Annotated in this window: 9 protein-coding genes; 3 read left to right on the forward strand and 6 right to left on the reverse strand. The window is 59.0% G+C overall.

Features of this window, described 5'->3' with window-relative positions; translation table 11 throughout:
* Positions 1-164 precede the first annotated feature (164 nt).
* Positions 165-1,757 (forward strand): ABC-F family ATPase, encoded by a 1,593-nt coding sequence (locus tag AB5Y98_RS20010; protein WP_010633798.1) that lies wholly within the window; start codon positions 165-167, stop codon positions 1,755-1,757.
* Between the two features lie 247 nt (positions 1,758-2,004).
* On the opposite strand, the gene ppiD is transcribed toward AB5Y98_RS20010, so the two are convergent.
* The 6 genes from ppiD to tig form a co-directional block, all read right to left on the reverse strand.
* Entirely contained in the window at positions 2,005-3,918 is a 1,914-nt protein-coding gene (gene ppiD / locus AB5Y98_RS20015) for a peptidylprolyl isomerase (protein WP_368232715.1), read from the reverse strand.
* A 151-nt stretch (positions 3,919-4,069) separates the two neighbouring features.
* Positions 4,070-4,342 (reverse strand): nucleoid-associated protein HU-beta, encoded by a 273-nt coding sequence (gene hupB, locus AB5Y98_RS20020; protein ID WP_005315375.1) that lies wholly within the window; start codon positions 4,340-4,342, stop codon positions 4,070-4,072.
* 240 nt (positions 4,343-4,582) lie between these two features.
* On the reverse strand, positions 4,583-6,937 hold the full coding sequence (gene lon / locus AB5Y98_RS20025; protein ID WP_005301522.1) for an endopeptidase La: 2,355 nt from the start codon (positions 6,935-6,937) through the stop codon (positions 4,583-4,585).
* Positions 6,938-7,078: 141 nt separating this feature from the next.
* Entirely contained in the window at positions 7,079-8,353 is a 1,275-nt protein-coding gene (gene clpX / locus AB5Y98_RS20030; protein ID WP_005301524.1) for an ATP-dependent protease ATP-binding subunit ClpX, read from the reverse strand.
* A 146-nt stretch (positions 8,354-8,499) separates the two neighbouring features.
* Positions 8,500-9,123 carry an ATP-dependent Clp endopeptidase proteolytic subunit ClpP gene (gene clpP, locus AB5Y98_RS20035; RefSeq protein WP_005301526.1) on the reverse strand — a complete coding sequence of 208 codons (624 nt, stop codon included), beginning with the start codon at positions 9,121-9,123 and terminating at the stop codon, positions 8,500-8,502.
* Positions 9,124-9,209: 86 nt separating this feature from the next.
* Positions 9,210-10,520: a trigger factor gene (tig, locus tag AB5Y98_RS20040; protein WP_005301527.1), complete on the reverse strand. Its 1,311-nt coding sequence runs from the start codon at positions 10,518-10,520 to the stop codon at positions 9,210-9,212.
* Positions 10,521-10,948: 428 nt separating this feature from the next.
* Here tig and AB5Y98_RS20045 point away from each other — a divergent pair, with 428 nt between their 5' ends.
* Together AB5Y98_RS20045 and yfbR are read left to right on the forward strand one after the other, a co-directional pair.
* A complete protein-coding gene (locus tag AB5Y98_RS20045) occupies positions 10,949-11,383 on the forward strand; it encodes a YccF domain-containing protein (RefSeq protein WP_017764310.1) in 435 nt (144 codons plus the stop codon).
* 73 nt (positions 11,384-11,456) lie between these two features.
* The gene (yfbR, locus tag AB5Y98_RS20050; RefSeq protein WP_368232717.1) at positions 11,457-12,047 is read left to right on the forward strand and encodes a 5'-deoxynucleotidase; all 591 of its coding nucleotides are present in this window, start codon (positions 11,457-11,459) and stop codon (positions 12,045-12,047) included.
* Positions 12,048-12,114 lie beyond the last annotated feature (67 nt).

The raw sequence follows: 12,114 nt of genomic DNA on the forward strand, positions 1-12,114 counted from the left end.
CGTTGCTGTCCGAACGACGCGGCCATGGCCGCCAGGGTGCGCGAGTGCTCAGCACCACCATCCAAATCCCCCCTGCAATAGGCCCGGATCACAGTTCTTGCTAAAACTTTCGGGGGATCTGTGCCATAATGCGCGCCATTTGACAGATCAACCGGGACATTCCAGTGCTTTCAAGCAACAACATCACCATGCAGTTCGGCGCCAAGCCGCTGTTTGAGAACATCAGCGTCAAGTTTGGCGGCGGCAACCGCTACGGCCTCATCGGCGCCAACGGCTGTGGCAAGTCCACCTTCATGAAGATCCTCGGCGGCGATCTGGAGCCCACTGGCGGTAATGTGAGCCTGGACGTCAACGAGCGGATCGGTAAGCTGCGTCAGGATCAGTTCGCCTACGAAGAGATGCGCGTACTGGACGTGGTCATGATGGGTCACACCGAGCTGTGGGCCGCCATCGCCGAGCGCGACGCCATCTACGCCAACCTGGAAGCGACCGACGACGACTACATGAAGGCCGCCGAGCTGGAAGGCCTGGTCGCCGAGTATGACGGCTATACCGCCGAAGCGCGCGCAGGCGAGCTGCTGCTGGGTGCCGGCATCCCCATCGAGCAGCACAACGGCCCGATGAGCGAAGTTGCGCCGGGCTGGAAACTGCGGGTGCTGCTGGCACAGGCGCTGTTCTCCAACCCTGACATCCTGCTGCTGGACGAACCGACCAACAACCTGGACATCAATACCATTCGCTGGCTGGAACAGGTGCTCAACGATCGCGAGAGCACCATGATCATCATCTCTCACGACCGTCACTTCCTGAACTCCGTCTGCACCCACATGGCGGATCTGGACTACGGCGAGCTGCGCGTCTACCCGGGCAACTACGACGAGTACATGACCGCCGCCACCCAGGCCCGTGAGCGCCTGCTGGCCGACAACGCCAAGAAGAAGGCCCAGATCGCCGATCTGCAATCCTTCGTGTCGCGTTTCAGTGCCAACGCCTCCAAGTCCAGCCAGGCCACCTCTCGCCTCAAGCAGATCGACAAGATCAAGATTGAGGAAGTGAAGGTCTCCAGCCGTCAGAACCCCTTCATCCGCTTCGAGCAGGAGAAGAAGCTCTACCGCAACATCCTGGAGATCGAAGGCGTTTCCAAGGGTTATGGCGACGGCCCCCTGTTCAAGGGGCTCAACATGATGCTGGAAGTGGGTGAGAAGGTCGCCATTCTGGGTACCAACGGTATCGGTAAATCCACCCTGATCAAGACCCTCGTTGGGGCACTGGCACCGGATACCGGCACCATCAAGTGGTCCGAAAACGCCCAGATCGGCTACTACGCCCAGGATCACGCCGAGGACTTCGACACCGACCTCAATGTGTTCGACTGGATGGCCCAGTGGAAACAGGAGAACGAAGACGAGCAGGCCGTACGCTCCGTGCTGGGCCGTCTGCTCTTCTCTCAGGACGACATCAAGAAGCCGGTCAAGGTGCTGTCCGGTGGTGAACAGGGCCGCATGCTGTTCGGCAAGCTGATGATGCAGCGCCCCAACATCCTGATCATGGATGAACCGACCAACCACCTGGACATGGAATCTATCGAATCCTTGAACCTGGCGTTGGAGATGTACAAGGGCACCCTGATCTTCGTCTCCCACGACCGTGAGTTCGTCTCCTCCCTGGCGACTCGCATCCTGGAGCTGACCGAGAACGGGATCCGCGACTTCGGCGGTACCTACGAGGATTACCTGCGTACCCAGGGCGTGGTATAACCCCCTGCCCGCACATCCCGTCAATGAAAACCGGCACCTGAGTGCCGGTTTTTTTATGCCTGTTGGCAAGACTCCCTCTTGGGATGCAGACCAGAAGAGCCAAGGGTTTGGCTCTCGCAGCTCATCTTCGGCCTGGCAGCTGGTCTTCGGCCAGAAGGGGCAGCACATCCCGCCCCTTCTGCCGCGCGCAGATAAAAAAACGGCCCCATCAAGGGGCCGTTCTCATATCGACTGGGATCGGTTCGACTTATTCGACCGTGGCTTCCACGTCGGTGAAGTACTCGATCTTGGCAGACTTGCGCAGCTCGTCGATGAGAGACTTGTAGCTCACCTGAGCCTTGCCCTGACCCAGCTGGCCTTGCAGCAGCTTGGCCATGCCGGACGGCTCCTTGGCGACGGTCACCTTGTCCAGGGCCACCACCACGCGGTCGCCATTGGCTTCGGTCACCAGCTCGACGCTCGGCTTGCCATCGGCCGGATGAGGCATGCGGAAGGCCTGTGCCACCAGATTCTGATCCAGATCCTGGGCGAAACGGGCGACGCCATCGTGGTTCTCCACCTTCAGACCCAGTGCAGTCAGCTCAGGCTGGATGTTCTCACCGGCCTTGAGCTTGTCCAGCAGACCCTGCGCCTTGCCACGGGCCACTTCACTGGCCTTGTCGTGCTTGATGGCGGCAATCACCTGATCTTTCACCTCCGCCAGCGGCTTGGCCGCTTTCGGCTGGTGACCGGTGATGTGCATCACCAGCGCCTTGCCGTCAGCCAGCTCGATCACGTCGGAGTTGGTGTTGTCATCGCGCAGCTGCTCGGAGAAGGCCGCAGAGAGCGCCTTGGGATCGTTGAGCGGTGCCGGTGCATCAGCCTGGCTGAAGTAACCGGTGGACTGCACCTTGAGGCCCATGGTCTCGGCGGTCAAGTCCAGCGAGTCCGGGTTTTCGAAGCTGCTGTCGGCCATCTTCTGCTGCTCGGCAAAGAACAGCTCCTTGGCCTTGTCGCTCTGCAGACGGCTGATGGTCTCTGCCTTCACATCGGCAAACGGCTTGGTCTGGGCCGGTTCAACCCCCAGCAGCTTGATGACGTGGAAGCCGAACGGGCTCTTGACGACGGCGGAGAGATCGCCGGCCTTGGCCAGGGCAAAGGCCGCCTTCTCGAAGGCCGGATCCATCACCCCTTTCTCGAACCAGTCCAGCTCGCCGCCCTTCTTGGCGGAGAAGGTATCGGAGGAGTCGGCCTTGGCCAGGGCGGCGAAGTCGTCGCCCGCCTTGGCTTTCGCCAGTACGGCCTCAGCCTTCTGCTCGGCGGCTTTCTCGTCCTTGCCAAACGGGATCAGGATATGAGCCACGCGGCGACGCTCGGCACGCTGGAACAGATCCTGGTGCTGATCGTAGTAGTCCTGGGCATCCTGCTCGCTCACCTTGACGTCTTTGCCAAGGGTGGCGGCGTCCAGCAGCAGATAGTCGACCTTGACCTGCTCGTCGTTCATGAAGCGGTTGCTGTTGGCCTTGTAGTACTGCTCCACCTCTTCATCGGAGACTTTTACGTCACCCAAATAGGCGGAGGCGGCCAGGCGCACCAGACGCAGATCGCGAGTCTGGTTGTAGAGCTTGTCCAGTTGCTCGGCTTCACCCTTGAGCGCAAATTCGGTGCCCAGCAGGGCGCCCATCAGTTGCTGACGCACCATGTCCTGGCGCAGGGAGTCACGGAACATCTCGGGGGTCATGCCGGCACGGCGGATCAGCTGCAGGTAGCGATCATTGTTGAACTTGCCCTCTTCGGCAAACTCGGGCATGGCTACGATGGCCTGCTTGATCTGCTCATCGCTGACCCGCAGACCCAGTTCACGGGCCTTGCTGTCAAACAGGGCCTGATCGATCAGACGGTCCAGTACGCCGCGACGGAACTGTTTCATGTAATCGGGATTGGCGGCCAGCTGATTGAAGGACTCCCCCATTTGGGACTCCATGCGGGCGCGCTCGTTGCGGTAGGCATTTTCCAGTGCCGCGGCAGTGATATCCGTGCCGTTGACGGTGGCGGGGGCGGTACGGGCCGGACCGTTCAGATAGCTACCTACACCGGCCAAGGCAAAGGAGAGGATGATCAGGCCCAAGATAACCTTGGCCACCTTGCCCTGCGCCCCTTCGCGTAGTTTATCCAACATCATGTTTGTACTTATGCTCCCGAACTCGATGGGCGTAAATAATGAAAAGGCGCACCGATTGCGATGCGCCTTGGTCAATCAGTATGAGGGAGAGCCCTCTCACTTGTCTGGTCTATGACCAAGGACGGTAGCCGATGTAGAATCAGCGCCCGGCTTAGTTGACCGCGTCTTTCAGGGCCTTACCGGCTTTGAAGGCAGGAACTTTACCAGCGGCGATTTCGATGGTCGCGCCAGTTTGCGGGTTACGGCCAGAACGGGCAGCACGTTCGCGCACGGCGAAAGTACCGAAACCAACCAGAGCAACCTGGTCACCCTCTTTCAGAGCTTCACCGACGGCGTCAATGAAAGCATCCAGCGCACGGCCAGCAGCGGCTTTGGAGATATCAGCACCGTCTGCAATCTTGTCAATCAGTTGAGATTTATTCACTCTTATATTCCCCTTTTATCGAACATCGCTGCGGCGCCGATTTCCCTGGCCACAACAAGTGGAGGTTTTATAGCAAGCCTCCTGATCAGTTGCAAGTGACAATCTGGCGCAAACCCGCGCCACATCACGCCTTGCGACTCATCATGAGTTCCCGATCGGTGGTCAAGGCTACTTCCGTTATCCAGAGCATGCAAGCCTTAACCACCGCCCGAATGCGCCAAATTTGCGGCGCATCAACATTTATACGACAGAAACGCGCTCAAACCCTTGCGGATTGTCCTGCAACGCCAGTTCCAGTACCTCGTCAATCCAGCGAACCGGATGAATTTCAAGGTCTTGTTTGACGTTGTCCGGGATCTCCTCGAGGTCCCGCTCGTTCTCTTTCGGGATCAGCACACGCTTGATGCCACCACGATGAGCCGCCAGCAGCTTCTCTTTGAGACCGCCGATGGGCAACACTTCTCCGCGCAAGGTGATTTCCCCCGTCATGGCCACATCAGCACGAACAGGATTACCGGTCAAGCTGGAGACCAGGGCGGTACACATGGCGATACCGGCGCTAGGACCATCTTTGGGGGTGGCCCCTTCCGGCACGTGCACGTGGATGTCGCGCTTCTCGTAGAAGTCGGCATTGATGCGCAGCTTCTCGGCACGGGCCCGCACCACCGTCATGGCGGCCTGGATGGACTCCTGCATCACGTCACCGAGGGAGCCTGTGTAGGTGAGCTTGCCCTTGCCCGGCATGTTGGTGGTCTCGATGGTGAGCAGATCGCCCCCCACTTCGGTCCACGCCAGACCACAGACCTGACCCACCTGGTTCTGGTCGGTCGCCTTGCCGTAGTCAAAGCGCTGCACCCCGAGGAACTCCTTGAGGTTGGCCTGATTGACCTGAACATGCTTGATGCTCTTGTCCAGCAGGATGCGCTTGACCGCTTTGCGACAAATCTTGGAGATCTCGCGCTCCAGGCTACGCACCCCCGCCTCGCGGGTGTAGTAGCGGATCACCCCGACCAGGGCGGAATCCTCGATGGTAATCTCGGACTCTTTCAGGCCGTTGCGCTGGATCTGCTTGGAGACCAGGTGCTGCTTGGCGATGTTGAGCTTCTCGTCTTCGGTGTAACCGGACAGACGGATCACTTCCATCCGGTCCAGCAGCGGACCCGGGATGTTCATGGAGTTGGAGGTAGCCACGAACATCACGTCCGACAGGTCATAATCCACTTCCAGGTAGTGATCGTTGAAGCTGTTGTTCTGCTCGGGATCCAGCACTTCCAGCAGGGCGGAGGCGGGATCGCCACGCATGTCCGAGCTCATCTTGTCGATCTCGTCGAGCAGGAACAGCGGGTTCTTCACGCCGACTTTAGCCATCTTCTGGATGAGCTTGCCGGGCATGGAGCCGATGTAGGTACGACGGTGACCGCGGATCTCCGCCTCGTCACGCACGCCGCCCAGCGCCATGCGCACATATTTGCGACCGGTCGCCTTGGCGATGGACTGACCAAGCGAGGTCTTGCCCACACCGGGAGGCCCAACCAGACAAAGGATGGGGCCCTTGAGCTTGTTGACCCGCGCCTGCACCGCCAGATACTCGAGGATGCGATCCTTGACCTTCTCCAGGCCATAGTGATCGGCATCCAGCACCTCTTGCGCCTTGCCCAGGTCTTTCTTGACCTTGGAACGCGCCTTCCACGGCACCTGCACCATCCAGTCGACGTAGCTGCGCACCACGGTGGCTTCCGCCGACATGGGGGACATCATCTTCAGCTTGGCAAGCTCGGCCTGCGCCTTCTCACGGGCATCTTCCGGCATGCCGGCCTCTTCAATCTTGCGATTGAGGGCCTCGAACTCATCCGGACTGTCTTCCAGCTCACCCAGCTCTTTCTGGATGGCCTTCATCTGCTCGTTGAGATAATACTCGCGCTGGCTCTTCTCCATCTGCTTCTTGACCCGGGAGCGGATGCGCTTCTCGACCTGCAGCAGGTCGATCTCCGACTCCATCATGGCCATCAGAAACTCGATGCGCTCGGACACAGAGGCGATTTCCAGCACCTTCTGCTTGTCTTCGAGCTTGAGCGGCATGTGGGCAGCCATGGTATCGGCCAGGCGCGCCGCATCGTCGATCGCCGAAATCGAGGTGAGCACCTCGGGCGGGATCTTCTTGTTGAGCTTGATGTAACCTTCAAACTGACCGATGGCAGAACGTACCAGCACGTCCTGATCCTTCTCGTCGATCGCCTTGGAGGCGATGTACTGCGCCTCGCCAACGAAGAAGTCCCGGTCGTCGATCATCCGCTCAAGACGGGCACGCTGGCCCCCTTCCACCAGCACCTTGACGGTGCCGTCGGGCAGCTTGAGCATCTGCAGAATATTGGCCACTGTCCCGACGGAGAAGATCTCCTCCACCGTCGGCTCATCGGTTGACGCATCCTTCTGGGCCACCAGCAGAACTTTCTTGTCCTGCTCCATGGCCGCTTCCAGACAGCGAATGGATTTTTCCCGCCCCACAAAGAGTGGAATGACCATGTGGGGATAAACCACCACGTCACGAAGAGGCAGGACGGGAATCTCGATGCGTTCTGAACGCTCTAGGTTCATATATGTCCTCTCGGCTTGTTATACCGTTGGCAAAGCGCTTGGCTGAGTATATGGGGGCGCTTAGATGAGATTCAATCGCCGAAACCGCAAAAAGCATGAAAGGGGCAAAAAGCCCCTTTCATTTGATTAAAAATCAGACATTTACTCTGATGCGGCGGCCTGGGTCTCGGGATTTTCGTAGATCATCAAGGGCGCGGAGTCCCCCTTGATCACGGTCTCGTCGATCACCACCTTGCTGACACCGTCCAGCGACGGCAGGTCATACATGGTATCCAGCAGCACGGCTTCCACGATGGAACGTAGACCGCGAGCGCCGGTTTTGCGCTCCATCGCCTTGCGGGCAATGGCGTTCAAGGCGTCGTCACGGAACTCCAGCTCCACCCCTTCCAGATCGAACAGCGCGGCATACTGCTTGGTCAGCGCGTTCTTCGGCTCTTTCAGGATCTGGATGAGGGCAGCCTCGTCCAGCTCGGTCAGGGTCGCGACCACCGGCAGACGACCGATGAACTCGGGGATCAGACCGTATTTGATCAGATCTTCCGGCTCCACCTTGGCAAAGCTCTCGCTCAGGGTCGCCTTGGCGCTCTTGGACTTGACCTCGGCACCAAAGCCGATGCCGGTGCCCTTGACGGAGCGCTGCTCGATCACCTTGTCCAGGCCGGCGAAGGCGCCACCACAGATGAACAGGATCTTGGAGGTATCAACCTGCAAGAACTCCTGCTGCGGGTGCTTGCGACCACCTTGCGGCGGCACGGAAGCGATGGTCCCTTCGATCAGCTTGAGCAGGGCCTGCTGCACCCCTTCCCCGGAGACGTCGCGGGTGATGGAGGGGTTGTCCGACTTGCGGGAGATCTTGTCGATCTCGTCGATGTAGACGATGCCACGCTGGGCCTTCTCCACGTCGTAGTCGCACTTTTGCAGCAGCTTCTGGATGATGTTCTCCACGTCCTCGCCCACATAACCGGCTTCGGTCAGGGTGGTGGCGTCGGCCATGGTGAACGGCACGTCCAGCAGACGGGCCAGGGTTTCGGCCAGCAGGGTCTTGCCGCTGCCGGTCGGACCGATCAGCAGGATGTTGGATTTGCCCAGCTCCACACCACCGGACTCGCTGCCGCTGCGCAGCCGCTTGTAGTGGTTGTAGACGGCCACCGCCAGCACCTTCTTGGCGTACTCCTGCCCGATCACATAGTCATCCAGATGAGCGCGGATTTCATGAGGGGTCGGCAGCTCGCTACCATCGCGCTTGGGCGAGATCTCGCGGATCTCCTCGCGGATGATGTCATTGCACAGCTCGACGCACTCATCACATATGTAGACGGAAGGGCCAGCGATCAGCTTGCGCACTTCATGCTGGCTTTTGCCGCAAAAAGAGCAGTAGAGCAGCTTATCACCCTCACCCTTGCGTTTTTCTGTCATTCAGCAACCTCGTTTTATCAATAGAGGATGGATTGTCCTGTTGAGTTTACAACAGTCCGGAACACCCTGCCCATGCCTGATCTGCCGATTGAGGGCATCACCAAGTCAGATGATGTCCTCAATGATGGTACGGGCTAGCTCGTGGCTCAGCCGCGGCGGCTCAGGACACCATCAACCAGACCATAGGCCACGGCCTGCTCGGCCGACATGAAGTTGTCACGGTCAGTGTCACGCTCGATGGTGGCCATGTCCTGTCCGGTATGGAAGGCAAGACGCTCGTTCAGGGTATTCTTGATCTTCAGGATCTCCTGGGCGTGGATCTGGATGTCAGATGCCTGGCCCTGGAAACCGCCCAGCGGCTGGTGGATCATCACCCGGGCATTGGGCAGGCAGAAACGCTTGCCCTTGGCACCACCGGCCAGCAGGAAGGCGCCCATGGAGCAGGCCTGCCCCATGCACACAGTGCTGACGTCCGGCTTGATGAACTGCATGGTGTCATAAATGGACATGCCGGCCGTGACGGCCCCACCCGGAGAGTTGATGTAGATGCTGATGTCCTGATCCGGATTTTCGGACTCCAGGAACAGCAGCTGAGCCACCACCAGATTCGCCATGTGATCTTCGACCTGACCGGTCAGGAAGATCACCCGCTCCTTCAGCAGACGAGAATAGATGTCGTAGGAACGCTCCCCTTTCGCGGTTTGCTCTACCACCATCGGGATGAGCGCATTGCGTGGGGATTCAGTCACATCGTTATAGTTCTTGTACATAAGGCATTGTCCCTAAAATAAAATGGCCCGAGTGGAGATCACACGAGCCATTATACTTAACAGTCTTGACCTTAAGTCAAATGTTCTTAGGCAGCGGCACCGGACTTGTTGATCACTTCGTCAAATGCAACTTCTTTCTCGGTCACCTGGGCCTTGGAGAGGATCAGGTCGATGGCTTGATCTTCTACCGCCAGGTTGCGAACGCCGTTCAGCATCTGCTCGTTCTTCTGGTAGTACTCGATCACTTCCTTCGGATCTTCGTAGGCAGTGGCCATGGATTCGATGATGCTGTTGACGCGGGCGTCGTCAGCTTTGATCTCGTTGGTACGGATCACGTCGCCCAGCAGCAGACCTACGCGTACGCGACGCTCGGCCTGGGCCTGGAACAGCTCGGCCGGCAGTTCAGGTGCGTTGCCGCCCTGGAAGCCGCCGAAACGCTGCAGCGCCTGCTGACGCAGGGCATCGATTTCCTGAGCAACGGCAGCCTTCGGCAGATCGATCTGGTTGGCTTCAACCAGGCCATTCAGCACCTGCTCTTTCACGCTGTTTTTCAGGGCTTGAGCCAGTTCGCGCTCCATGTTCTTGCGCACTTCGGCTTTCAGCTCTTCAACGCTGCCGCTCTCGATGCCGAAACGCTTGACGAACTCTTCGGTCAGCTCAGGCAGGATCTGCTCTTCCACCTTGTTCAGCTTGGAAGCGAACTTGGCAGCTTTGCCTTTCAGGTTTTCAGCGTGGTAGTCAGCCGGGAAGGTCACGTCGATGGTGAACTCGTCGCCTGCTTTCTTGCCCATGATGGCGTCTTCGAAGCCAGGGATCATGCGGCCGGCGCCCAGCACCAGGTTGAAGCCTTCGGCCTTGCCGCCGTCGAACTCTTCACCGTCGATGGAACCAACGAAGTCCATGGTCACACGCATGCCATCGGCAGCGGCGGCGTCCACTTCGCTCCAGGTCGCGTGCTGCTTGCGCAGGGTGTCGATCATGTTGGCCAGATCTTCATCCTTCACGGTAGCAACCGGCTTCTCGACCTTAATGGTCTCCAGACCGGCAACTTCGAACTCCGGATACACTTCGAAAGTGGCGGTGAATTCGAAATCCTGACCTTCTTTGATCTCTTTCGGATCCATGGTCGGGGCACCGGCCGGGCTCAGTTTGTTGTCGATGATGGCCTTGATGAAGTTGCTCTGCATCATTTCGTCAGCAACGCGAGCATGAGCCATGGCGCCGAACATTTTCTTGATGATGGCAACCGGAGCCTTGCCAGGACGGAAACCGTCGATGCGACGGGTTTTGGCCAGGCCGTTCAATTCTTTGCGCACGGCGGCGTCAACGGTAGCGGCCGGTACGGTGATGGTAAGACGGCGTTCCAGACCCTGGGTTGTCTCTACAGAAACTTGCATTCTTCTACCTCGTTCAACTCAGCACTGCGTGCTGACCCTTTATTGCCCCTGGGCAAAGCCCGGAGTCTTCCTGTTTATAAAGACAACGACTGTCTTTGTGATGAGAAAATATGACGCGACATTATAGCGGCGCACTTTGATCGAGTCGAGCCACACGTCCCCAAACCGGGCTGGCAATGGCACAATTCGCGCAAAACTGCCCCTTATATGGGGAAAACCGAGCCCGACTTCAAGGATGCAGACTGCAAGAATTTGCACTTGCTCACCTTTTTTCGTGCAAGAGCCTACTTTTTCATCTCATCAGCCGGCAGACCGGCCGCGGCGTGCAAGCTGCGACCCAAATTGTCCGCCCCGCCCCTTCAACCATTGCGTCCATGACCATCGCTCGTTATGGTGGCAGCCATCTTGATAAGTCTGGAGTCACCGACATGGCCTTTTTCCGCTTCTTGTTCAATCTGCTCTGGTTCGTACTGGGAGGCGTCTTCATGGGGCTGGCCTGGTGGCTGGCCGGACTGCTCTGTTTCATCTCCCTCATCGGCATCCCCTGGGGACGCGCCTGCTTCGTCATCGGCACCTTCACCTTCTTCCCGTTTGGCAAGCAGGCAGTCAACCGCAAGACCATGACGGGGCTGAGCGACATGGGCACCGGCACCATGGGGCTGATTGGCAACATCATCTGGTTCGTGCTGATCGGGATCTGGCTGGCCATCGGCCACATCGCCTCGGCGCTGGCCTGCTTCGTCACCATCGTCGGCATCCCGTTCGGCATTCAGCACCTCAAGCTGGCGCTCATCAGCCTGGCCCCCATCGGCCAGATGATCGTCACCAATCAGGAAGCCGAATCCGGTCGCTATATTCGTTAAGGGCGATGCCGCCGACCGCAAAAAAGGGCAGACTAGGGTCTGCCCTTTTTCATTGCCATCTTTGAGGTACCCCATGCTGCCCAGCCACTTCTTCGCCAATCTCGCCCGCATGAAGCTCATCTACCGCTGGCCGCTGATGCGCAACATCCAGCCCGAGAACATCGCCGAGCACAGCCTGCAGGTAGCCATGGTGGCCCACGCCCTCGGCCTCATCAAAAACCGGCTCTTTGGCGGCAATGTGGATGCCGATCGCGCCGCCGTGATGGCGCTTTATCACGACAGCAGCGAGGTGCTGACCGGCGATCTGCCCACCCCGGTCAAGTACTTCAATCCCGAGATTGCCCGCGAATACAAGAAGATTGAGTTGGCGGCCGAGCAGCGCCTGCTGGGCATGTTGCCGCCGGAGCTGGTCGAGGATTTTCGCCCGCTGCTGGACTCGGGTGCCCAGGACAGCGAGCTGGCCAGGTTGGTGAAGGATGCCGACACCCTCTGCGCCTATACCAAGTGCCTGGAGGAGATCAACGCCGGCAACCGGGAGTTCGAGCCGGCACGCAAGCGCCTCGAGCAGATGCTGGCCGCCCGGATGAGCGACGAGATGCGCTACTTCATCGACATCTTCGTGGCGAGCTTCTCGCTGCCGCTGGATGAACTCAACGCTCACTGAGCCAGCCAGCTCCCCTCAAAACAGAAGGACCCGCCGGTTTGCGCCGGCGGGTCCTTCGTTTTTCTCA

The sequence above is a fragment of the Aeromonas sp. s3 genome, assembly GCF_040907805.1.
GTDB lineage: Bacteria > Pseudomonadota > Gammaproteobacteria > Enterobacterales > Aeromonadaceae > Aeromonas > Aeromonas dhakensis.

Excerpts from the sequence above, each read along its gene's own strand:
- lon (WP_005301522.1), bottom strand. The coding sequence starts at position 6,937 with ATGAACCTAGAGCGTTCAGAACGCATCGAGATTCCCGTCCTGCCTCTT.
- clpX (WP_005301524.1), bottom strand. The coding sequence starts at position 8,353 with ATGACAGAAAAACGCAAGGGTGAGGGTGATAAGCTGCTCTACTGCTCT.
- yfbR (WP_368232717.1), top strand. The coding sequence starts at position 11,457 with ATGCTGCCCAGCCACTTCTTCGCCAATCTCGCCCGCATGAAGCTCATC.
- ppiD (WP_368232715.1), bottom strand. The coding sequence starts at position 3,918 with ATGATGTTGGATAAACTACGCGAAGGGGCGCAGGGCAAGGTGGCCAAG.
- tig (WP_005301527.1), bottom strand. The coding sequence starts at position 10,520 with ATGCAAGTTTCTGTAGAGACAACCCAGGGTCTGGAACGCCGTCTTACC.
- AB5Y98_RS20045 (WP_017764310.1), top strand. The coding sequence starts at position 10,949 with ATGGCCTTTTTCCGCTTCTTGTTCAATCTGCTCTGGTTCGTACTGGGA.
- clpP (WP_005301526.1), bottom strand. The coding sequence starts at position 9,123 with ATGTACAAGAACTATAACGATGTGACTGAATCCCCACGCAATGCGCTC.